This window comes from Solibaculum intestinale, assembly GCF_040096205.1.
Classification (GTDB): Bacteria; Bacillota; Clostridia; order Oscillospirales; family Acutalibacteraceae; genus Solibaculum_A; species Solibaculum_A intestinale.
The window spans coordinates 28,797-49,542 of the sequence record NZ_JBBMFD010000019.1 but is presented as its reverse complement, the minus strand read 5'-3'; the positions used below and the strand labels follow the sequence as shown (position 1 = coordinate 49,542).

At 54.3% G+C, this 20,746-nt stretch carries 23 protein-coding genes and 1 tRNA gene; 9 read left to right on the top strand and 15 right to left on the bottom strand.

Features of this window, described 5'->3' with window-relative positions:
• Positions 1–69: 69 nt before the first annotated feature.
• From WMO26_RS10355 to tsaA, 3 genes are all read right to left on the bottom strand, one after another.
• Positions 70–1,242 carry a MalY/PatB family protein gene (locus WMO26_RS10355; protein ID WP_349220190.1) on the bottom strand — a complete coding sequence of 391 codons (1,173 nt, stop codon included), beginning with the start codon at positions 1,240–1,242 and terminating at the stop codon, positions 70–72.
• 38 nt (positions 1,243–1,280) lie between these two features.
• A complete protein-coding gene (locus tag WMO26_RS10350) occupies positions 1,281–2,057 on the bottom strand; it encodes a DUF4253 domain-containing protein (protein WP_349220188.1) in 777 nt (258 codons plus the stop codon).
• A 72-nt stretch (positions 2,058–2,129) separates the two neighbouring features.
• Positions 2,130–2,852, bottom strand: coding sequence for a tRNA (N6-threonylcarbamoyladenosine(37)-N6)-methyltransferase TrmO (gene tsaA / locus WMO26_RS10345; protein ID WP_349220186.1), 723 nt, complete (start codon positions 2,850–2,852; stop codon positions 2,130–2,132).
• Between the two features lie 226 nt (positions 2,853–3,078).
• On the opposite strand from tsaA, the gene mscL reads away from it, so the two are divergent.
• Positions 3,079–3,492: a large conductance mechanosensitive channel protein MscL gene (gene mscL, locus WMO26_RS10340; RefSeq protein ID WP_349220185.1), complete on the top strand. Its 414-nt coding sequence runs from the start codon at positions 3,079–3,081 to the stop codon at positions 3,490–3,492.
• A gap of 150 nt (positions 3,493–3,642) precedes the next feature.
• On the opposite strand, the gene WMO26_RS10335 is transcribed toward mscL, so the two are convergent.
• The 4 genes from WMO26_RS10335 to WMO26_RS10320 form a co-directional block, all read right to left on the bottom strand.
• On the bottom strand, positions 3,643–3,846 hold the full coding sequence (locus tag WMO26_RS10335; RefSeq protein WP_349220184.1) for a helix-turn-helix domain-containing protein: 204 nt from the start codon (positions 3,844–3,846) through the stop codon (positions 3,643–3,645).
• A gap of 519 nt (positions 3,847–4,365) precedes the next feature.
• Entirely contained in the window at positions 4,366–4,563 is a 198-nt protein-coding gene (locus WMO26_RS10330; protein WP_349220182.1) for a hypothetical protein, read from the bottom strand.
• Between the two features lie 449 nt (positions 4,564–5,012).
• Positions 5,013–5,097: transfer RNA gene (locus tag WMO26_RS10325), tRNA-Leu, on the bottom strand.
• Positions 5,098–5,168: 71 nt separating this feature from the next.
• Complete coding sequence (locus WMO26_RS10320; RefSeq protein WP_349220180.1) at positions 5,169–5,522, bottom strand: cupin domain-containing protein; 354 nt, start codon at positions 5,520–5,522, stop codon at positions 5,169–5,171.
• A gap of 142 nt (positions 5,523–5,664) precedes the next feature.
• On the opposite strand from WMO26_RS10320, the gene cimA reads away from it, so the two are divergent.
• From cimA to WMO26_RS10305, 3 genes are all read left to right on the top strand, one after another.
• Positions 5,665–7,245: a citramalate synthase gene (cimA, locus tag WMO26_RS10315; protein ID WP_349220178.1), complete on the top strand. Its 1,581-nt coding sequence runs from the start codon at positions 5,665–5,667 to the stop codon at positions 7,243–7,245.
• Between the two features lie 93 nt (positions 7,246–7,338).
• Positions 7,339–8,607, top strand: a complete 1,269-nt coding sequence (obgE, locus tag WMO26_RS10310) for a GTPase ObgE (RefSeq protein WP_349220176.1) — start codon at positions 7,339–7,341, stop codon at positions 8,605–8,607.
• Positions 8,608–8,625: 18 nt separating this feature from the next.
• Positions 8,626–9,033, top strand: coding sequence for a Mini-ribonuclease 3 (locus WMO26_RS10305; RefSeq protein ID WP_349220175.1), 408 nt, complete (start codon positions 8,626–8,628; stop codon positions 9,031–9,033).
• A gap of 32 nt (positions 9,034–9,065) precedes the next feature.
• On the opposite strand, the gene WMO26_RS10300 is transcribed toward WMO26_RS10305, so the two are convergent.
• The 7 genes from WMO26_RS10300 to WMO26_RS10270 form a co-directional block, all read right to left on the bottom strand.
• The gene (locus WMO26_RS10300) at positions 9,066–9,905 is read right to left on the bottom strand and encodes a zf-HC2 domain-containing protein (RefSeq protein ID WP_349220173.1); all 840 of its coding nucleotides are present in this window, start codon (positions 9,903–9,905) and stop codon (positions 9,066–9,068) included.
• Complete coding sequence (locus tag WMO26_RS10295) at positions 9,902–10,396, bottom strand: RNA polymerase sigma factor (protein WP_349220171.1); 495 nt, start codon at positions 10,394–10,396, stop codon at positions 9,902–9,904. The genes WMO26_RS10300 and WMO26_RS10295 overlap by 4 nt, the downstream gene beginning before the upstream one ends.
• Positions 10,397–10,691: 295 nt before the next feature.
• Entirely contained in the window at positions 10,692–10,805 is a 114-nt protein-coding gene (locus tag WMO26_RS10290) for a zf-HC2 domain-containing protein (protein WP_349220169.1), read from the bottom strand.
• Between the two features lie 79 nt (positions 10,806–10,884).
• On the bottom strand, positions 10,885–11,706 hold the full coding sequence (locus WMO26_RS10285; RefSeq protein WP_349220167.1) for a zf-HC2 domain-containing protein: 822 nt from the start codon (positions 11,704–11,706) through the stop codon (positions 10,885–10,887).
• A 277-nt stretch (positions 11,707–11,983) separates the two neighbouring features.
• Positions 11,984–13,480, bottom strand: a complete 1,497-nt coding sequence (locus tag WMO26_RS10280) for a sensor histidine kinase (RefSeq protein WP_349220166.1) — start codon at positions 13,478–13,480, stop codon at positions 11,984–11,986.
• A 2-nt stretch (positions 13,481–13,482) separates the two neighbouring features.
• Positions 13,483–14,184: a response regulator transcription factor gene (locus WMO26_RS10275; protein WP_349220165.1), complete on the bottom strand. Its 702-nt coding sequence runs from the start codon at positions 14,182–14,184 to the stop codon at positions 13,483–13,485.
• A gap of 36 nt (positions 14,185–14,220) precedes the next feature.
• Positions 14,221–15,627 carry a hypothetical protein gene (locus tag WMO26_RS10270; protein WP_349220163.1) on the bottom strand — a complete coding sequence of 469 codons (1,407 nt, stop codon included), beginning with the start codon at positions 15,625–15,627 and terminating at the stop codon, positions 14,221–14,223.
• Positions 15,628–15,888: 261 nt separating this feature from the next.
• Here WMO26_RS10270 and WMO26_RS10265 point away from each other — a divergent pair, with 261 nt between their 5' ends.
• From WMO26_RS10265 to WMO26_RS10245, 5 genes are all read left to right on the top strand, one after another.
• On the top strand, positions 15,889–16,467 hold the full coding sequence (locus WMO26_RS10265) for a hypothetical protein (protein ID WP_349220161.1): 579 nt from the start codon (positions 15,889–15,891) through the stop codon (positions 16,465–16,467).
• Between the two features lie 2 nt (positions 16,468–16,469).
• On the top strand, positions 16,470–17,150 hold the full coding sequence (locus tag WMO26_RS10260; RefSeq protein WP_349220159.1) for a class D sortase: 681 nt from the start codon (positions 16,470–16,472) through the stop codon (positions 17,148–17,150).
• A 1-nt stretch (position 17,151) separates the two neighbouring features.
• Complete coding sequence (locus tag WMO26_RS10255; RefSeq protein ID WP_349220158.1) at positions 17,152–18,033, top strand: hypothetical protein; 882 nt, start codon at positions 17,152–17,154, stop codon at positions 18,031–18,033.
• A 118-nt stretch (positions 18,034–18,151) separates the two neighbouring features.
• Positions 18,152–19,675 (top strand): YifB family Mg chelatase-like AAA ATPase, encoded by a 1,524-nt coding sequence (locus tag WMO26_RS10250; protein ID WP_349220156.1) that lies wholly within the window; start codon positions 18,152–18,154, stop codon positions 19,673–19,675.
• A gap of 188 nt (positions 19,676–19,863) precedes the next feature.
• Positions 19,864–20,343 carry an acyl-CoA thioesterase gene (locus WMO26_RS10245; protein ID WP_349220154.1) on the top strand — a complete coding sequence of 160 codons (480 nt, stop codon included), beginning with the start codon at positions 19,864–19,866 and terminating at the stop codon, positions 20,341–20,343.
• Positions 20,344–20,415: 72 nt separating this feature from the next.
• On the opposite strand, the gene WMO26_RS10240 is transcribed toward WMO26_RS10245, so the two are convergent.
• Positions 20,416–20,727 carry a hypothetical protein gene (locus tag WMO26_RS10240; RefSeq protein ID WP_349220152.1) on the bottom strand — a complete coding sequence of 104 codons (312 nt, stop codon included), beginning with the start codon at positions 20,725–20,727 and terminating at the stop codon, positions 20,416–20,418.
• Positions 20,728–20,746 lie beyond the last annotated feature (19 nt).

Here is a 20,746-nt window from a genome sequence, read left to right as displayed (position 1 = left end):
CCCCCCCCCCCCCCCCCCCCCCCCCCCCCCCCCCCCCCCCCCCCCTTCTCTGCGTTGTTTGTTTTCGAACTAAGAATGGGTTTCTCCCAGGCAGCTGGCCAGAATATCCATGGCCTTTTCCACAAGCGTTCGGGGACAGGCCAGATTGATACGCACAAAGCCTTCGCCGTTTGCCACAAATTCGTCCCCAAACTCGATGAAAAGCCCCGCCCTGGAAATGCGCTCCTTGAGCTGCCGGTCGGTGAGCCCGAAGCCGCGCAGGTCAATCCAGGCAAGATAAGTCCCCTGGCCGATGGAAAACTTCGCCTTGGGCAGATCGACGCGCAAACGCCGCTTGACTAGGGCGAAATTTTCATCCACATACGCGTTCATCTGCGCCACCCACTCGTCGCACTTCGTGTATGCCGCCTTGCAGGCGGCGATGGACAGCGGGTTCGGAAACCCGCAGGCCTGTGTCTCCCGCCATTCCCTGGCCAGGGCCTTGTCCGCCACCACCAGGTTCGCCAGCTGGTTGCCAGCTAAGTTAAAGGTTTTGCTGGGAGAGGTGCAGGTGATGATCCGCGTTTCCTCGGGGTAGAGCTTTGCCAAGGGAATGTGGGTTTCCCCCTTGCGCAGGATGTCGCTGTGAATCTCGTCGCACACCACGAACACCCCGTTTGCAAAGCACAGCCTGGCCACCTGCCGCAGCTCCTCCTCCCGCCAGACCCGGCCGGTGGGATTGTGGGGGCTGCAGAAGAAGAAAAGGGTGTTGCGCGGGTCCTTAGCCTTTCGCTCCAAGTCCTCGTAGTCGATGGTATAGGTCCCGTCCCGGTAGAGAAGGGGGGAGTAGACCGGGGTGCGGCCGAAGCGCTTGATGGTATCGTCAAAAGGGTGATAGGCCGGGGTATTGAGAAGGACGCCGTCACCGGGCTTCGTCAGCCGTTCCACCGCCGTATGCATGGCGCTTACCACTCCGGAACTGAACACAATGCTGTCCGCGTCCACCCGCCAGCCGTGCCGCCGCCAGAACCATCCGGTTACAATTTTAAAATACCCCGGATCCAGCAGCATGCTGTATCCCAGGATCCGCCGGTCCAGCCGCTCCTTCATGGCGTCGAGCACCGGCTGCGGACAGGCGAAATCCATGTCCGCCACCCACATGGGCAGATATTCGTCCGGAAGATATGGGTTCATCACCGGGCCGCCGTCGTATTTGAGACTGTCGGTACCCGTGCGGTCGATGATTTCATCAAAGTCGATCATAAATGTGCTCGCTCCTTTCGCGCGCCTTTGCGCAAAAATCAATCCCACCAGAAGTACCAAACGGTGGACTTAGTTAAAGAATCAGCCAGTTTTCCCACGCTGCCGTCCTCTTCGCATTGCTCCACCCGGTCCGGGCAGAAGGCGTACTGCTCCAGCGCCAGCTTTTGAGCGGCATTTGGGTCGGATACCGGCGCAGGCAGCAGGAACTCCAGCTCGTCGTGACTGATACAGGCAGGCACCGCCCCAAAGGCCTCCTGCCACCGTTTGGCCACCGCCATCAGCTCGGGCGTGTCGGGGCAGTCGTTCCAGTTGCCCATGGGCAGCCAGGCGAACACCTGCCAGGCCTTGTCGGTGGGGATCATTGCCAGAATCACCTCGTCGGTAAGGGACGTCTCGTAATTCCAATAGGCGGAGAACCGGTCATTTGGTTCGCCGCCCGTCCTCTCGCCGAGCACGTCGTCCCAGGGGAATCCGTCGTCTTCGGCTTCCTCCCGGCGCTGCATCTCCCATTCCTGAAGGCAGTCCTTCCCGTCGGGCAGCGCCTCGCTTAAAAGCCGGGCCCGGTAAGCGCGCACGGCGGATAAGGCGAAGTCCGGTTCGTTTTCCTCGTCCGCGTTCATAACCAGGCACTCCATTAGCGTATCGTCCACCTTCACAAGCACCGGGGTAAATCCTTCCCGAAGTCCCTCCTGCCGGGCTTCCTCATAAGCGGCCAGGAGAGGATCGTCGTCCGCCATAGGGGCGAATACCTTACAAGGGCAGTCTAAATACCGTATCATCTCTTTGGCAAGAGCACTGGGCTGATAGTCGGTCATTGGCTCCATCCTTTCTTTCCATCGGGTAAAAAGTACACCCGATTTTACACGGAGGCGCAGAAGTACGCGCCGTTATTTTGATCCCGTTTTTCCTGGAATCCCGTCTTTTGCAGGAAGAACGTCACAAACGGTAAGCCGTCCGTCCGTCACGGTGAAATGCACCTCTACCCCGGCGAACTCCATTTTGTATATCCGCCCGGGCGTATCCTGATAGCCGGGACGCGGATCCTGCGCCAGCACGCGTAAGAGGGCGTCCCGACAGGTTGGAGGAACGCGCTCGAGCAGCCCGGCCGCAGCGTCCACCTTCAGCACATCCTCTTTGGAGGAAAAGGAAAAGCCGTCGGTGGCCTGGGGATGGGCGTCGGTGTAGGCGAGATAAGGCTTGATGTCAAAAATAGGGGTGCCGTCCATCAAATCTGCGCCCGACACACGCAGCACAGGGCCCAGCTTTTTATCCATCGCGATTTCCCGAAGCTGCACCGAGGATAGGCCGATGGGGTTGGGGCGGAAGGGCGAGCGGGTGGCGAATACGCCCATGCGTGTGTTGCCGCCCAGGCGGGGCGGCCGCACGGTGGGGGACCAGCCTTCCCGCACGGCTTCGGAAAACTGCCACAGCAGCCAGATGTGGGAATACCCCTCCAGGCCGCGCAGGGCGTCGGGATTGCGGTAGTCCGGCTCAAATACGATGGTGGATGTCAACGCGTCAACCAAACCGCTTTGGCGGGGAATACCGAATTTCGAGGGGAAATCGCTGTGAATGCGGGCGATGATCCGCATCTCGACCGGTTGCAGCATGTCTTCATCTCCATTTCATTGGGTATCTTCCAGTATAAAAGGAGAGCGGGCCGCGGTCAAGCCTCAAGCAGGCTCTGCAACAGCTTGGCGTCTATACGAATGGCCTTGTGTTTCTTTCATCTACAAACAAAAGATTTCCGCTAAAAAAACGCGCATTGTTTGTTGAAAAACCATGAGGAGTATGCTATGTTGGGATTACAGAACATGAGAAAAAGGAGAGAATAATGTGAAGAAGTTTATCGAAGAATTTAAGACGTTCGCCTTGCGCGGCAATATGATGGATATGGCGGTGGGCATTCTCATCGGCGGCGCCTTTTCCGGGATTGTCACGTCCTTGACCGATAATTTTATTACGCCGATTTTGAAGTTCGTTACCGGGGCGGAAAGATACAATCTGCAGGACGTGGCGGGTTTCGCCTCGTCGTTTGTGTCTGCCTTGGTTAACTTTTTCATTATGGCGTTGGTGCTTTTCTGCCTGCTCAAAGTCATCAATAAGCTTATGAAGCTGGGCCGGAAAAAGGAAGAGGCGGCAGCCCCGGTCACCAAAAAATGTCCGTATTGCATGAGCGAAATTGCCATCGAAGCGACGCGCTGCCCCCACTGTACGTCTGAACTGCACATGGAAGTAGAGAAGGAATAAGCCTGATTTCGCTATTGGGGTAAAAGAGGCCGTTTTTCGTTCAAATATGCGTAAAAAGAGTCCGGTCATTTGACCGGACTCTTTTTACTTTACTTATATACATAATTTATTGTCATACCTAAGCTGTGTTGAGCCGGCAGAACTTTCTTGTCAGGGTTCCGGGATAAACTCGGCGATATCTTCCAGCTTGCAATCCAAAACAACACAGATTTTATTCAAAGTTTTGGTCTCCACATTTTCATTGGCTTTCAGCCGCCGAACGGTTTTGCTGTCAATGCCGCATTTTTCACGCAGCTGATAAGTGGAAACGTTCTTTTCTCTCATAACATCCCACAGCTTATTAAAAACGATCATAGGACACCCCCACCGTAACATTTGCTATTATGGGGGTTATAATCTCAAATATTAAGGGGATGTAATCCCCATGTCCGTTTGTCAGAGGCATTCTGCAATTCGACTGCGTCCAGTGTTACACTGGCGCGTGAATTGCATCAAAAACCGCATTGGTTTGTTATTCCAATAAAAAATCCGCACTTACGCAAAATAGTTCCGAAAATGCTTTCAGTTCGATATCAGTCACATATCTTTCGCCATTTTCAATTCGTTTGATTGCGGTCTTATCCATGTCAATCCCTTTTATCTGCATTTTTTCAGCAAGCAATCTCTGTGATTTTTTTCCGGTAAATTTTTTCTCAATGCAGCGATTTTTTTACCACACAAATTTCGGGTACCGCCACTTGCCTTATGCTTAAACATTTCCTCCTCCGTATCATCCATATGAGTATTGCAAGTACAAAAAATCACGCACTTGTTACCGTGCGCGATTGATCCGCGGGGACTTGTCTGGGTACGTCGATAGCGCTTACATCCAAATTATTTCCTATATTTCAGCCTGTCTGTTTCAGACAACACGATTTCACCTTTTTCCGACTCGAATTCCTCAATGCAGTTTTGTGCGAGATATTCCAATTGCGCATTGAGAGAGCGGTGATTTTTCTTAGCAATATAGGTGATTTTTAAAAGCATATCCTCTGTAAAACGAATACCCGTCTGAATTTTTTCAGTAGCCACAAAAACACCTCATTATCAATATGATAACATTTTAATGACTATTGACTTGCGTTGATACAAACACTGTGTTATCATATACAAAGGCGTTCTATTTATACGAAAGAAAAGATAGGGAATGAATAGATGATTCTTGATGTAACGGGCATTCCTCTCACCCCTGGGAATAACGGAGACGATTGCCTTGGTAACGGTGAGCATACCGATAATAATGGCCTTCCCATTGAATGCTGCTGCGACGAATGCGACTATTATTTGGAGTGCTTTCCTACGTTGATCAAAGAAGAGCACACGATGGACATTGTTGATTAGGCCTGCGCCCTTGGCCGATATGCAGGAAAAGAAAGATCATCAAAAGCGAGACGGCAAACAGAATGTGGCGTGTTTGCAGGTATAAAAAAACAAATCGCACACTCAGATAAGTGCGCGATTTGTTTGCGGCGACTGGCCGCTGGTGCGGGTAACAGGGGTCGAACCTGCACGCCTTGCGGCACAGGATCCTAAATCCTGCGCGTCTGCCAATTCCGCCATACCCGCCGATTGATAAGGAGACTGCTCCGGCAGCCTCCTTATTTTACTGGATTTTCCCCAAGAACGCAAGAGCGAAATTAGGCTTTGTTGTATACCTCCAAAAGAAGCATGGTTAGGTTGGTTTCTCCGGTGTTGTAAAGCGCGTGGGTGCCGTAGGGCGGGTTGACGATGATATCGCCCACCGCGACCTCCCTCTTTTCCCCATTGACCTCACAGACTCCGCTGCCCTCCAGGATGATGTACAGCTCCTGGTCGTTGCCGTGGGTGTGCAGCCCCACGCCGGAGCCGGGTGGATAGGTGGAGAAACGGACAAAACGAATGGGCACCTCAAAGTCCGGCTCTTTAAAAACAAAGCCGGAAAAGCTCTTTGCCTGGCTTCCGTGCGATTGGTTCCATTCCCGGTCGCATTCCAAGAAGTTGCGTACCAGCATGGCCAAAACCCCCTTTTCCTGTTTCTATTCTTATTCTACTCGCTTGCCCCGAAAATTACAAGGAAAACCAAGGCCCGGCGGTTGACAAGCGGGAAAAATTCCTCCATAATGAAAGGCAAATCAAAATTTGGGGGTGTCGGTTATGCAGCGCGAAATTGAACTGTTTGATTCCACCTTGCGCGACGGTGCGCAGGGAGAAGGAATCTCCCTATCGGTGGAGGATAAGCTGGCGATTACCAGGCTGTTGGATTCCTTGGGGGTCGCCTACATTGAAGCGGGAAACCCGGCCTCCAATCCAAAGGACATGGAATATTTCCAGCAGATTGAAACGATGACGCTTGCCCACGCGACCATCGTCGCCTTCGGTTCCACCCGGCGAAAAGGGATAAAAGCGGCGCAGGACGCGAACGTGCAGGCCCTTTTGCAGGCGAACGCGCCAGTGTGCTGTATTTTCGGAAAGAGCTGGAAGCTGCATGTGACGGAAATCCTGGGGACCACCCCTCAAGAAAACTTTGCCATGATCGGGGACACGGTTCGTTACCTCAAGGAGAACGGGAAACAGGTTTTTTTTGACGCGGAGCATTTCTTCGACGGCTATAAGGACGATCCGGCGTTTGCCTTGGCAGCGCTGCAGGCAGCAGCGGACGCAGGCGCAGAACGCTTGGTTTTGTGCGACACCAACGGCGGCACCTTCCCCGATGAGATTGGAAAAATTACCGGCGAGGTGGTGAAGCAGTTCCCGGAAGGGACAGTGGGAATTCACTGCCACAACGACTGCGGCATGGCGGTCGCGGGGACAATAGCCGCGGTGCAGGCGGGGGCTGTTCAGGTGCAGGGGACCTGGCTTGGCTTTGGCGAGCGGTGCGGCAATGCGAACCTTTCCACCATTGCGTCCAATTTGCAGCTCAAGCGGGGAATTTTGTGCATCCCGCCGGAGAACCTCGCAAGCCTGACGCCGGTTTCCAGGGAAATCGCGGAAATCGCCAACGTTCGCATTCCCCATACCCAGCCCTTTATCGGTGCCTCCGCCTTTGCCCATAAGGCGGGGATGCACGCGGACGGGGTGCTGAAATTGTCCCGGTCCTTTGAGCAGGTAAGCCCGGAATCGGTGGGAAACGAACGGCGGTTTCTCATGTCCGAGCAAACGGGCCGGGCGGCTGTTTTGCAGCGGGTGCAGCGGGTCTGTCCGGAGCTTACGAGGGAGTCCCGGGAAACCCAGGTGATTCTCGACCGGTTAAAGCAGCTCGAGCATGACGGCTATCAGTTCGAGGGGGCGGAGCCCAGCTTTGAACTGGTGGTGCGCAAGGCGCTAGGGATGTACGAGCCCTTTTTTGAACTGGTCAGTTATAAGGTGCTCGACGAAGAGCCCAGGGACGACACCGGCAATTCCGCCACCGCCACCATCAAAATCCGGGTGGGCGGCGAGCTTTGCATTGCGGCGGCAGAAGGGGACGGCCCGGTTCACGCGCTGGACCTGGCTCTGCGGGAAGCGTTGTCCCATTTTTACCAGTCCATGGGCCGGTGCCGGTTGATCGACTATAAAGTGCGCGTGATGGACTCCAAGCAGGCCACCGCCGCCAACGTCCGGGTTCTCATCACCTCCACCGACGGCAAGGACGTGTGGACTACGGTGGGCGTTTCCACCGACGTCATTCAGGCAAGCTGGCTTGCCCTGGTGGATTCCTTCGAATACCGGCTGATCCGGGACCATGCGGCCCAATAAAAGGGCGGGGCCGGTTTATACTAAGCATAGTAAGCTAAGGCCGCCGGACATGCGGCCTGCAAAAAGGGACGTCTCACAGAATAGGAGAACAGCATGTTTGTAGACAGTGCAAAAATCATGGTACGTGCCGGCGACGGAGGAAACGGATGCGTTTCCTTCCGCCGGGAGAAATACATTGCCGCAGGCGGGCCGGACGGCGGGGACGGCGGCAAGGGGGGGGACATTGTCTTCCAGGTGGACGACAATCTCACCACCCTGTCCGACTTTCGGTACAAACGCAAGTATACCGCCCAGACGGGCGAGGCGGGGCGTGCAAACCGCTGCTTTGGCAAGGGCGGGGAGGACACCATCATCCGTGTCCCGCGGGGTACTGTCGTGCGGGAAGCGCAGACAGGCCGGCTGCTTGCGGACCTGTCCACGGACGAGCCGGTGGTTATTGCCAAGGGCGGCCGGGGCGGCTGGGGAAACACCCACTTTGCCACCGCCACCCGTCAAGTTCCCCGCTTTGCCAAACCGGGGACGCCGGGGGAAAGCTTGGAGCTGAAGCTGGAGCTCAAGCTCCTGGCAGACGTGGGGCTGGTGGGCTTTCCAAATGTGGGGAAATCCACCCTGATTTCGGTGGTCAGCGAGGCAAAGCCCGTGATTGCCGACTACCATTTTACCACCCTGACCCCGGTACTGGGCGTGGTACGCATCGCCGAGGGCGTTTCCTTCGTCATGGCGGACATACCCGGGATCATCGAGGGGGCCAGCGAAGGCGTAGGCCTGGGGCATGAGTTCCTGCGCCATATCGACCGCTGCCGGCTGCTGGTTCACATTGTGGACGTGGCGGGGAGCGAAGGCCGGGATCCCATTGCGGATTTTGAGGCCATCAACAAGGAGCTTGCCGCCTATCGTGAGGAGCTGGCAGGCCGCCCCATGCTGGTGGCCGGGAACAAGTGTGACTTGGCAAGCGATGAGCAGGTGGCCAGATTCGAAGCCTATGTCAAAGAAAAGGGGTACTCATTTTTCCCCATTATGGCAGCCATCCATTACGGGGTGGACCCGCTTATCAAAAAGATTACCGAGGAGCTTTCCAAGCTGCCTCCCATCGTTACCTACGAGCCGGAGCCTGCGCCTCAGGAAAAGTTTGAGAAGGGAGGCCGTCCCTTCACCATCCGCCATCAGGACGGCGTCTGGTTTGTGGAAGGCGAATGGCTGCTGAAGGTCATGTCCGGGGTGAACTTCGATGATTATGAATCCATGCAGTATTTTCAGCGTGTTTTAATTCAGAGCGGAATCATTGAAGCGCTCCGAAACGAAGGCATCCAGGAGGGAGATACCGTGTGTATCTACGACCTGGAATTTGACTTTGTCAACTAAGGAAGGGGAAGAAAGGGAATGCAGCAGTTCTTCCCCTTTGCAGGAGATCTAAAGACCATCAGCCCCCTGTCCCTGGCCTATGTGGGCGACGGGGTTTATGAGCTGATGATCCGGGAGCGGCTGATTGGGGCGGGAAACTATCCGCCCAAAAAGCTGCACACGGCGGCGGTGGCTCTGGCGAAGGCGCCCGCCCAGGCTGCTGCTGCCGCCCGGATTCTTCCCCTGCTCACCGAAGAGGAGCAGGCGGTTTTCCGCCGGGGACGCAATGCCCACCCGGCCAGGCGGGTGCCGCAGAACGCGTCGGTGGAGGAGTACCACCAGGCAACGGCGCTGGAATGCCTGTTCGGCTGGCTCTACCTGAAAGGGGACGGCGAACGGCTTCGGGCGCTTTTTAGAGAAGCCGTGAAAGAAGAGGCGGATAGATAAGAAAGAAGGAGGCCCGATGGCCTCCTTCTTTCTTATCTGATATTATGCTTCCATTTCGATGTGTAAGTGCCGGAACTGGAACAGGTTGTAAATTGATCGCTGATCTGGACCGAGCAATTCGTTTCGTAGTACTCCATTTGCATGATAAGATCATAATCCCAAGTCTCCCAGCCGTCCAGATTAAAAATATCATATGTAAAGATAACACCTTTCCAATTTGGATCGGGGTTCGGAAGATTGGGAAAGATATAGTCATACAAGGGCGGCTTTACATCCACACGAATCATATAATAGCCCTTTTCCCCACCTGGAAAGCTGGTACTAAAAGAATGATCTCCCGTACGGTCAAGCGTAAGAGGGACCCATTCATATCCATACGTAGAGGTATAATCCATCGGAAGAGCGTCTGAAAGGTTGCTTGTATACCGTCTGAGTATCTCTCTGATCTTGATTGGCGCATCCAGATCGTCGCCGATATACGCATAGCTGAATGCAACGCATTCCTCAATGGGAACCGACGCATCAATATCGTTTACCGTCAAATTGATATGAACCCGGTCACCCCAGTGAAGATACTGATAATAGAAGTTCTGGTTATAAAGGAAGAAGACCGACACGCTCCCGCAGACCAGCACCACCGCCATAATCAAAGACAGCACCCGGTTGCGTAGCTTTTGAAAGGGCCGTTTCTTTTTGAGGTTTTGGGCCGGGTCTGGCAGCTCATACTCCTTTGCCTGCATGGCGTCGAGCATCTGCCGGCAAGGCTCACACCCGCGCACATGCTCTTCCACGGCTTGCTGGCTTTGCGCACTGCAAAGACCGTCCACATAGCTTGGCAGCAAATCCTGAATGATGTTGCATGGATAACTCATTCGTTTGTTCCCTCCTTTAGATTCGCTTGAATTTTCAGTTTCGCCCGGTAAAAGGTGGTCCGAGCCCAGTTTTCGCTTTTGCCGAAAAGTTCCCCGATCTGCGCGAATTTCAGGTTGCCGAAAAGGCGCAGGTTTGCCACTTCATTATAAGGCTGCGCAAGCCGGTGAATGGCCCGGTAAATTTCCATGGCTCCCTGTGCTGCCAGAAACTCTTCGTCCACAACCGAAGAGGAAAGAAGCTCTTCCTCCGGAAAGGCTACTTCCGCATGCCGTTTCTTTTTGCGCAGGTATTTGTAAAACTGATGCTTTGCAATTTGGCACAGCCAAACATACATCGTGCATTCGCCGCGAAACCGGTCGATGGACACCACTGCCTGACAAAAGGTTTCCTGGGTCAGGTCTTCGGCCAGCGCGGCGTTTTTGGTCAAGGAAACCAGATAGTGATAAACCTGTGAATAGTATTGCTCTGCCATGTCGTCCATCCGCCCCATCCCATTCCCCCCTTTTTCGATCATAAGTACCCAAAAGATGCGAAATGTCACAAGTGTTATGGATTTGTAAGCAGATATGATAGCAAAAAATGCCCGGACTAGGTCGTTTGATTGACCACAGTCCGGGCAATCTTCCTTTATCCCCACGGTGTCATTTTAAAACACGGTTTGGGTATCCGCTCGACGCGAAAAACCAGTTAAGTCGCCGCTTCTTGGGCGATGCTTTCTCCCTTGCGGCAGGCGGATCATCGGTAAGCTCCATTTCGTTTGCCTCCATGGCGTCGAGAAGCTCCCATCATTCCTCGCATCCGCGTACGTGTTCTTCCACTGCTCTGCGTTCCTCCTCGCTGCAAAGGCCCTGTACATAGTGGGGCAGCAGCTGTCGCAGTTCCCGGCAACTTGCTTGCATAGCTTCACTTCCCTAATCTATATTTTTATAATGACCTTATCTGCGCTTTCATTTGACGAAGAAGCATATGGCGGCTTTGTCAGCCGTGATAATAGTGCCATTGCTCATTTGCGGATACCGGCTGCGTGAGACAGCGCATCCTTCTGGCCAGCATAGTGCGGTATCCATCTGTGGAAAAAGAGGTCTTCAGGTCAAGGTCCATTTTCCAGGTATCCCACCCATTTGCATTGTAAAAATCAAAGACGTAAACCCGCCCCAATTCGGGCTCCTGTGTAGACAGGCCAGGATGCAGCGAATTATAGAGCGAAGGAGTTACCTCAATTTTTAGAATATAGTACCCAGGCTGCCCGCCCGGAAACCCGGTGGTAAGGGAATCGCTCTCTAGATGACTTTCCAATTCCAGAGGAACCCAATCCAGTGTCGAAGCGTCAAAGGTGCCCGGAATGGGATAAATCCAGTCATAGTTTTTTACGGCACTGTAGGTCGTGGTATCCTCCCCCACATAGAGATAACTCAGCTTTAGGCATTCGTCGGTAGGGAAAGAAGGGGACAACCCGTCAACGGTGAGAGTTATGTGCATCCGGTCGCCCCAATAAAGGTACTGGTAATATAGGTTAGGGTTATAGACAAGGGTGACGGCTGCGGTTGTGAAAACCAGTGCCACCGCCGTGACCAATGCGAAAATCCGCCTGCGCCGCCGCTTCTTGGGCGATGCTTTCTTCCTAGCGGCAGGCGGATCATCGGTAAGCTCCACTTCGTTTGCCTCCATCGCATCGAGAAGCTCCCGGCATTCCTCGCACCCGCGTACGTGTTCTTCCACTGCTCTGCGCTCTTCCTCACTGCAAAGGCCCTGTACATAGTGAGGCAGCAGCTGTCGCACCTGTTTGCAATCGGATTTCATGAAAAATTCCCTCCTTTTTATTTGCACGCCGGCCTTAAAAAGAAGCGGCGCGGATTTCCTTAAATTCTATCCTACTTTCAAATGAGCGAAACTTTCCTCCAAGCCTCGTTAGAACCGCCTTGCAGTCGCCCCTGGCACCTGCCGCACAAAAGAAACCGTTGTAAAGGAGCGGCGAGTCAACCGCCTTTGATGTTATAAGGCGAAAATATGAATATTTATCACCAAAAAAAGAAGCCTGGACAACCGCCCTGTAGGAAGACGGCTGTCCAGGCATTTTCTATTGCAATTGCTGAGGGGGATCTTCTTCGCCGCCCTCCGACGTGCCGGCGACAGGCAAGGTAATGATGACATCGGTGCCGGAGTTTTCCACCGATCGGAGCTCTAGATTGCCGCCGTGCATGCGGATAATTTCATCCGCCACCGCCAGCCCGATTCCAGAGCCGCGGCGGGTGTGATTTGCCTTATAGAATTTCTCCTTTACCTTAGATAAGTCTTCTGCGGAAATGCCGCATCCGGTATCGCTGATGACCACACGGATTTCTCCGTCGCCTTCCTCTGCCTCCACCCGGACCCGGCCTCCCGCGTCGGAATACTTAAAAGCATTGTCCAGAATATTCACAAACACCTGCTTGAGCCGGTTGCGGTCTCCCAAAACAGGCGGGAGCAACTCAGGCTCGTAATAGATCAGTTCGATGTTTTCCCGTTTGGAGCGTTCCCGGAACATGAACACCGCCTCGCCCAATTCTGCGAGGATGTCGATTTTTTCCATCTTCATGGTCAGCCTTCCGCTTTGCAGCCGGGAGAAATCCAGAAGCTCCTCCACGATTCCGGACAGTCGTTCCGATTCCCCGATAATGACCTCCATGCCCTTCTCCATCATTTCCCGGTCCTTGACCGGGTCGAGATCCATCAGCGTCTCCCCCCAGCCTTTGATGGCGGTCAGAGGGGTGCGCAGCTCATGAGAAACGGAGGAAATGAAATCGTTTTTCATTTTTTCGGTGGTGCCCAGCTCGCCTGCCATATAATTGATGGTGTCGCACAGGTCGCCGATTTCGTCGTTGTACTTCTTTTCCAGCCGGGCGTTAAAATCGCCTAAGGCGATTTTGCGGGCCGTCACGCCGATCTCCTTGACGGGGATGACAATGGAATTGATAAAATAGGAGCCGGACATGATGACAAACAAAATCACCGCAATGCCGATCACCAGCAGCACCGACACAATGATGAAAATCTGCCGGTCCGCTCCCGAAAGGGACACCACCAGCCGCACGGCGCCCGTCATTATCTCGGCGTTGGTGAGAATATAGGTATACGCCATAACGTTTTCGCCGCTGGAAAGGTGGTAGGAGGAGACCCCGATGGGCTGCCCCGATTTCTCATTGAGCACCTTCAGCGCCATGTCATAGTCCGGCCGCTGGTCGAGCTCCGGAGTAAAGCCGGTGGAAGAAAGAATAAAGTCGCCGTTTTGATCAAAAACCTGCAATTCCACCTGTTCTTTGAGGCTGAAATTTTCCACCGCGTTGATGGAGCGGGACGCAAATTCCGATTGGCTTTGGTTGGCGTAACGGGAAAAGCTCTCCTGGGTGGTGGTCATGATGTTCCCCAGCTGCCAGCGGATGCCGCTGTAGTAATAGTCCTGCACAATAAAGGCCATGGCCAGCTCAATGACGATCAGAATGGCCAAAATCAGCCCCAGGCTGTTGAAGAGCCACCGCTGGGTAATGCCCTTGGAGGACATGTGCTCCACACCCGGCAACGATAGTTTTTTTCGCATGGTTATGCCTGCCATTTATACCCCAAGCCCCAGACGGTAATGATGTGCTTGGGGGCCGATGGCTCCTCCTCGATCTTCATCCGCAGCCGCCGCACATTGACGTCCACGATTTTTTCTTCCCCAAAGTACCCTTCGCCCCAGACCTTGTTGAGTATATCGGTGCGGCCCAGAGCCTTGCCGGGATTGGTCATGAAACACTCCATGAACTGGTATTCCACATGGGTCAGCTCGATCATTTTTCCCTTATGGGAAAGGGTTCGGTTGCGTACGTTAAGGACAAAGTCACCCGAGACAATTTCTTCCGATGCGGCCTTTTTGGGCTTGTTGCCGTTCATCTCCACCCGGCGGTAGAGGGCGTCCACCCGTGCCACCAGCTCGGAGGGGGAGAAGGGCTTTGTCACATAGTCGTCCGCCCCGATCATCAAACCGCTGACCCGGTCCATTTCCTGGGACCGGGCGGTGAGCATGATGATTCCCAGGTTGGGGCTTTTTTGCCGCAGCTCCCGGCAGGCGGCCAGCCCGTCCATCTCCGGCATCATGATATCCAAAAGGGCAATGTCCACGTCTCCCTGGAGGCTGTCGAACAGTTCCAACGCTTTCTTTCCGTTTTCCGCTTCATAGACGGTGTACCCCGCCCGCTTCAAATTGATGACGACAAATTCGCGGATCGCGCCTTCGTCCTCCGCTACCAAAATGCTTTTCATCCCGTTCCCTCATTTCCAAGTGGTAGTCTGCCTTCCTCAGAGATCCGCCATAATGACGAAATTCTCCTTGACAAAGTCAAGATCAATGCCGAAATCGGCCCCGCTGCGCGATATTTTTACCGCATACACAACACTGCCGTGCTCACCCAGATATTCGTAGCCCGCATTCGAACCGCTGTTTTCCCACACCGCGCTGGTAAAGGCCCGCAGAGTCATCAGCAGGTCGGTGCGGCGGAAGCTTTCTCCGTCCCATTCATACGCGTAAAAACTGGAGGTGCGGTCGGTGGAGTTACGCTCAATGGTTACCGACTGCTTGGATACCCATTCTTCCGGGAAACTGAAATAATACCCGTCGGTGCTGTTGATGTTGCACGAGAGCACCTTTTGCGCATCCTTCCCGGTTTCTTCGTCCACCCGCCCGTCGTACCGGTACCAGGTGGTCAGCCACAGCTTTTCCGAGGCTTTCTTGTCGAAATAGCCCGGCAGCTCCGACACCTGCGGAATTTCAATCCAGCCGTCCTTATTGATGTCCATAGACAGCATCGAACTGGGACGCATGGTTTCCACCACGCTTTCCGCGGTATAATCGTAAAACAGGTTGCTCAATCCTGACCCGTTCCAATAGAGCACCTCGGTAATGGTATACTCGCTTCCCTTCGCGCCGTCCACAAAAACCGCGTTGATGCCGCTGCGCAGCTGGGCGGTTTTGATGTCCAGATAAGGGGACGCGCCGGTGGTGCGGGGGGAAACGTTTCCGTCCATCATCGCTTTATACATGTGCTCGTTGTCGATCCCATCCGGAGTCAGCCGGTATAAGGTGGCCATAGCGGTTTTGTTGGTGGAGTCCACCTGCATCAGCAGCAGCTCGTCCTGGGAATCCCCGTCCAGGTCCACAATCTGCATACCGGTAAAGCCGGCCTCCATCTTCAAAGAAAGGGCGTGTTCGGCCTCCTCGCCGTCAAAACTATAGACGGTAAGCCATTTGTCCGAAGAACTGGTGGTCAGCCAGCTGATGATGACCTCCACGCTTCCGTCTCCGTCCAGATCAGCGGTCTGCACCGCGTAAACCTCACTGTCTGCCCCCTCGATGTCGTCGATGGAGCGGTAGGCCCCGTCTTGCTCTACGATGACATTGATGTGGATTTTTGCTCCGTCCTGTTTATACAGGGCCAGCACCGCCGCGCCTTTTTTCCCGAAATCTACCGGAATGAAGGCGGATCGTTCCTTTCCGCTTTTCGGGTATTTGAGGGTATAGCTTTTGTTTTTTAAAGATTGCTCCAGCGCCTGCTGAATGCCGGACTGGCTGCCGGTCAGCTTGGGCGGTTTCATCAAATTGTTCATATCGAAGCCGGCGAACAAGCCGCCTCCCGAACAGCCGGTCAGCATCACCGAAACGGCTGCCAAAAGCGAGAGAAGTAGCTTCCATTTTCTTGGGTATTTCATTCGTCTTTGGCTCCTTTGATTTACTTTTTGCCGCTTCTATTGTATCATCGCGTGAAGGGGAAATCTGTATCAAAACGGTTACAAATTTGCCTGTTTTCGCACAGAAAAGGAGAGCAGGAAAAATAGAAGCGCGGATGGGCGCGAAATGGATATAAATAATGGAAAAAAGGAGCTTCCTTCAACGGATTTGGTTGACAAACGGGATTCGTTTGTTATACTTAAAGATAAGCAAATAAATTTTGATTCTGAGAGAGGTGCATTATGAGAAAACATGGGAAATGCTTAGCTGCCTTATTGGCGGTAATGCTGTTTGCTACAGCGTCCTTCAGCGCGGCGGCTTACAACGAACAGGATATTCTCAATTTTGTCAAAGGCGAGTATACGGTAGGCAGTGAGGTTTTCCGCTTTAAGGACGATCAGATTGTCCGGGTGGAGCGTTACCTGAGCGAATATGACGTCAGCGATGAGGCCTGTGATATTGTAATGGCAAACTTCCAGAAGATCAAGGCCATCTTTGAAAAGAATGGGTCCACCAATCTGCAGACTCTGAGCACGCAGGACAAGACGGACATTATTTCCGCCATTGAAGCCAGTGCGAAGGCGGTAGGCCTGGAGGTCGTGATCGACCGTACTGCCGGCACCTATGGTTCTTTTATTTTCTATAAGGACGGCAAGGTTTACGACAAAGTCGATCCCGCTACCGTGTTCGCTGTAACGGCTGCCGATCCGTCGGCGGATCTCTTTACCATGCTGGCTGGTTTTGGCCTGGCGGGTCTTCTGCTTCTCGCGGCTGGTTTTGGCGGCGCGGTTCTTTACAAGCGTAAAAAGGCGCTTGCATAAGAATGAATTGGAACAAAAAGAAAGTGGCGGCAGTAATTGCACGGAATGTTGCGATTACTGCTTCCCTTTTTCTCGTGGGATTTTTGTTGGTTGGGATGGGCGGCAACATCCTGATTCCCCTCTATTCTTCCGCCGATTACTTCCTGACGGAACCCGATCAAGGGCTTCCTTCGGAAGAGTCCCCTGCCACAACTACTTCCTCGCCTTCGTCCGGCACGGCCCAGGGAGAAGGCCAAGTGACCGCCAGCGGGATGGAATACCCGGAATACGGCGAGGTATACGCCACTCTGGAGCTGCCCGCGCTGGGACTGACGCTGGACGTTACCTTTGGGGATGACCTTAAGCTCATTAAGAAGAACGTGGGCCAGTTTACCGGCAGCTATATGCCTGGGGAAGGCGGTACGATTTTGTACGCCGGCCACAACGCCCGCAAGATTTTCGGGCGGCTGGGGGAACTGCAGCCGGGCGACGAAGTGATCGTTACGACCAGCTACGGTACCTTCACCTATCAAGTGACTTTGGGAGAAGTGGTGGACATCATCAACGAACCGCCCATCAACCGAGACCGGGAAGAGCTGATTTTGTATACCTGTTATCCCTTTAATGCGGCCGGATTCCCCAGCACCCGTTATTTGGTGCACTGTGACCCGGTGGAAGCTTCAAGCAGCGGGCAGGAGAGTTGATATGAACAAGATACGTTACATACGCAGTGCGGTCTGTTACCTGCTGGCCCTTTTGCTGATGCTGCTGGTGGCGGGAATTCAATTGGGATCCACCTATCTGCTGACGGTGGAAAACAAGGATGCAATCCTGCGTTCCTTTGCGGAAATGGATTATTTTGAAAAAGCGGCGCAGAAGGCCCAGGAGGACTTTGGGGATTATATTGTGCAGTCCGGTTTTGAAGAGGAATTATTCGAGGACCTGGCTACACCTCAAATGGTGGAACAGGACCTGTCCGCGTTTATCGACGGGTTCTACGCCTACATCCGTGGGGAAGCCGATGCGGTGGATATGGAAGTCCCTTCTCCGGTTTTGCAGCAAAAGCTGCAGGAGCGCATCGACGAGTCGGTTGCGGCGAAAGGCTTGGAGGATTCCCAGGCTTTGCGTGACAACATCACCGTGTTTAAACGCAGGATCCTGTCTACCTATGCTTCCAACGTTCTTCCGCTGGTTTCTTTTGACAACCTGGCGGCGGTGGTTCGCAGCTTTCATCTGAAGGTGCCGATGGCATTCGGCATTGGAGCGGGCGCGGCGGTTCTGCTTTTGGCAGGGCTGTTTTTTGCGGCGGGCAAGCGGCGGTTTTTACCATGGCTTTCCCGAACTCTTTTTGCAAGCGGTTTCTTTGTCTTGATTCCTACGATTTTTTTGACCACCTCTCATCTGGTCAATAAATTTTTCTTTTCGATGGACTACTTCTCGATTTTTGCCCGGGAGTTCGTGCAAAACGCGCTGTTTTTGCTTCTTCTTTTGTCCATCGCGACGCTGACGCTGGGCGTCCTTGCAGCGGTGGGCGCGGGCCTGGCGGCAAAGAGGAGAAAAAACAGAGAACCAGCACCAATTAACTGATAATTGATTTGATTTTATCGAAGAATGGTATTATAATGATAGGCGGCAGATGGTGACATCTGCCGCCTTTTTGTCAAAAAAAGCGCGCGTCCAAAAAGGCGCGCAGGAAGGGGCAGGTATGTTTGCACGGCTTTCCAGCATGGGCCTTTTCGGTATGCAGGCCTTCGAGGTAGAAGTGGAAGCGGATATTTCTACGGGCCTGCCCGGCTTTGATGTGGTGGGCCTTCCCGACGCGGCGGTGAAGGAAGCGCGGGAACGGGTGCGATCCTCTTTGCGAAACTGCGGCATGGAGGTGCCGCTGGGACGGATCGTGGCAAACCTGGCCCCCTGTGACATCCGCAAGGAGGGCCCGTTGTACGATTTGCCTTTGTTTTTGTCCATTGCTCTGGCATCCAACCAGCTGGACTTTGATCCCACCGGCATGGCGTTTGCCGGAGAGCTTTCCCTGACCGGGGAGGTGCGGCACGTAAACGGTGTGCTTCCTATGGTGATGGAAGCCAAGCGGGTGGGTTTTCAGAGCATTTTTATTCCCGCCGACAATGCGGCGGAAGGCTCGGTGGTGAACGGCATCGAGGTTTACCCGGTCAAGTCGGTCACACAGTTGCTCTCTCATCTCAAGGGGAAGGATTTGATTGAACCGGTGCATATGGAGCAGCTGCCCCAGGCGTCCTTTTTCGGCGTGCCGGACTTTGCCGATGTAAAAGGACAGCTGGAGGCAAGGCGGGCCATGGAAATCGCCGCCGCCGGAGGACACAATGTTTTGTTGATCGGCCCGCCCGGTTCCGGCAAGTCCATGCTCGCCAAGCGCCTGCCATCCATCCTTCCGGAAATGACCTTTGAGGAGGAACTGGAAGTCACGAAGGTGCATTCCATCGCCGGCTGCCTGCCCCAGGATACGCCGCTTATTACCGTCCGTCCCTTCCGCGCGCCTCATCACACCGTGTCGCCCGCGGCGCTGGCGGGCGGCGGTTCCCTGCCCCATCCGGGGGAGCTGTCCCTGGCCCACAACGGGGTTCTTTTTTTGGACGAGCTGCCCGAATTTCCCCGCAACACCTTAGAGGTGCTGCGCCAGCCCATTGAGGACGGGCAGGCCACCATTTCCCGGGTCAGCGGTACGCTTACCTATCCCTGCTCAGTGATGCTGGTGTGTGCCATGAATCCCTGTCCCTGCGGTTATTACGGCCATCCCACCCGGCCGTGTACCTGTAAAAAGGGGGCGGCGGCCAATTACCTGGCGAAGGTGTCCGGCCCGCTGCTGGACCGGTTGGACCTGCATGTGGAGGTGCCGCCGGTGGAGTTTTCCGAGCTTTCGTCACAAGAAAAGTCCGAATGCTCTAAGGACATCCGCCGCCGGGTCAACGCGGCAAGGCGCCTTCAATTGGAGCGGTATGAGGGAACCGGCGTGTCCTGCAACGCCCGGCTGACTCCCGCCCTGGTGCAGGAGCACTGCCGCATGACGCTGGACGCGAAGCGCCTTTTGGAGCAGGCGTTCGTGCGGATGGGGCTGTCCGCCCGGGCTTACGACCGGCTCATCAAGGTAGCCCGCACCATTGCGGACTTGGACGCGGCCGAGCAAATCCAGTCGCCCCACATTGCCGAGGCGGTGCAGTTTCGAAGCCTGGACCGCAAATATTGGAGATAAGAAAGCGCCGGTTTTACGGCGCTTTTTTCTGTAAACGGAAAAAGTCGTCGCCGCCTTGCCCAGAAATCGGTGACAGGGAAAGACCGATTCTCAAAAAAACGATGAAAATGGGTGCAAGCCATTCCCTTTTGGGGCGTATACTAGTATAATGTGAGGAAACCATTGGGTAGAAAAAGGAGGCCGGTTTTATGGAAGGACCCAGAGCAAAACGGGTGAGCGAATCGCGCACCGAGCAAATTCAGATTTTGATGCCCGAGCATATCAACGGGTATGACCGGTTGTTCGGCGGTCGGCTGATGGAATGGATTGACGTGGTGGCTGCGGTTGTCGCCCGGCGGCATTCCGGCTGCAACGTGACCACCGCCTCCATCGACAACCTGCAATTCAAGGCAGCGGCCCATGTCAACAGCACTCTGTTTCTGATCGGGCAGATCACTTACGTGGGCAACACCTCCATGGAGGTGAGGGTGGATACCTATGTGGAAAAGCTGACGGGCGAGCGCAAAATGATCAACCGGGCTTATCTGGTGCTGGTGGCGCTGGACAAGGAGGAAAAGGCCGTTCCCGTGCCCCGCCTGATTCTGGAAACAGATGAGGAAAAGGCGGAATGGGAAGCGGGTAAACGTCGCAACCAGCTGAGAAAGCAGCGCCGGGCAGAGGCTTTTTAAGGAAACGAAACACAGCGCCGGACCACGACTTGATGTCGCAGTCCGGCGCTGTTTCTTTTCCAAAGAAGGCGGTTACAGCTGAGTGGTGAGCATCTGAATCAAGGCACCGCCGGAGATTAGATATAAGAAGAGAGCCAGGCCCACCAGGCCGATGCAGACCCAAGGGTGCTTTCCCCGAAAGGAAAGGCCGAAGATCAAAATTCCGGTGAAGCTCACAACCTCCAGCACAAAAGCCAAAAGCCCGTAGCCGACAATGGAGATCAAGGATACAATAGGATCCCTGAGAAACAGGTTCATGCAGGTATTCAGCGTAAAGCCGATCAAAAAAATCAGAAGGCCCAGCATCCATTTCTTGAGGGGCTTTTTTTCGGTGGTCTGTTTCAATGCAGCGCGTCCTCCTTGT

Coding starts and splice junctions, on each gene's coding strand:
- WMO26_RS10285 (WP_349220167.1), bottom strand. CDS start 11,706: ATGAAATCCGATTGCAAACAGGTGCGACAGCTGCTGCCTCACTATGTA.
- WMO26_RS10265 (WP_349220161.1), top strand. CDS start 15,889: ATGAGAAAACATGGGAAATGCTTAGCTGCCTTATTGGCGGTAATGCTG.
- WMO26_RS10270 (WP_349220163.1), bottom strand. CDS start 15,627: ATGAAATACCCAAGAAAATGGAAGCTACTTCTCTCGCTTTTGGCAGCC.
- WMO26_RS10280 (WP_349220166.1), bottom strand. CDS start 13,480: ATGCGAAAAAAACTATCGTTGCCGGGTGTGGAGCACATGTCCTCCAAG.
- WMO26_RS10335 (WP_349220184.1), bottom strand. CDS start 3,846: ATGATCGTTTTTAATAAGCTGTGGGATGTTATGAGAGAAAAGAACGTT.
- obgE (WP_349220176.1), top strand. CDS start 7,339: ATGTTTGTAGACAGTGCAAAAATCATGGTACGTGCCGGCGACGGAGGA.
- WMO26_RS10245 (WP_349220154.1), top strand. CDS start 19,864: ATGGAAGGACCCAGAGCAAAACGGGTGAGCGAATCGCGCACCGAGCAA.
- WMO26_RS10250 (WP_349220156.1), top strand. CDS start 18,152: ATGTTTGCACGGCTTTCCAGCATGGGCCTTTTCGGTATGCAGGCCTTC.
- WMO26_RS10300 (WP_349220173.1), bottom strand. CDS start 9,905: ATGAGTTATCCATGCAACATCATTCAGGATTTGCTGCCAAGCTATGTG.
- WMO26_RS10355 (WP_349220190.1), bottom strand. CDS start 1,242: ATGATCGACTTTGATGAAATCATCGACCGCACGGGTACCGACAGTCTC.
- WMO26_RS10305 (WP_349220175.1), top strand. CDS start 8,626: ATGCAGCAGTTCTTCCCCTTTGCAGGAGATCTAAAGACCATCAGCCCC.
- WMO26_RS10260 (WP_349220159.1), top strand. CDS start 16,470: ATGAATTGGAACAAAAAGAAAGTGGCGGCAGTAATTGCACGGAATGTT.
- WMO26_RS10255 (WP_349220158.1), top strand. CDS start 17,152: ATGAACAAGATACGTTACATACGCAGTGCGGTCTGTTACCTGCTGGCC.
- cimA (WP_349220178.1), top strand. CDS start 5,665: ATGCAGCGCGAAATTGAACTGTTTGATTCCACCTTGCGCGACGGTGCG.
- tsaA (WP_349220186.1), bottom strand. CDS start 2,852: ATGCTGCAACCGGTCGAGATGCGGATCATCGCCCGCATTCACAGCGAT.
- WMO26_RS10295 (WP_349220171.1), bottom strand. CDS start 10,396: ATGGGGCGGATGGACGACATGGCAGAGCAATACTATTCACAGGTTTAT.
- WMO26_RS10290 (WP_349220169.1), bottom strand. CDS start 10,805: ATGCAAGCAAGTTGCCGGGAACTGCGACAGCTGCTGCCCCACTATGTA.
- WMO26_RS10320 (WP_349220180.1), bottom strand. CDS start 5,522: ATGCTGGTACGCAACTTCTTGGAATGCGACCGGGAATGGAACCAATCG.
- WMO26_RS10275 (WP_349220165.1), bottom strand. CDS start 14,184: ATGAAAAGCATTTTGGTAGCGGAGGACGAAGGCGCGATCCGCGAATTT.
- WMO26_RS10350 (WP_349220188.1), bottom strand. CDS start 2,057: ATGACCGACTATCAGCCCAGTGCTCTTGCCAAAGAGATGATACGGTAT.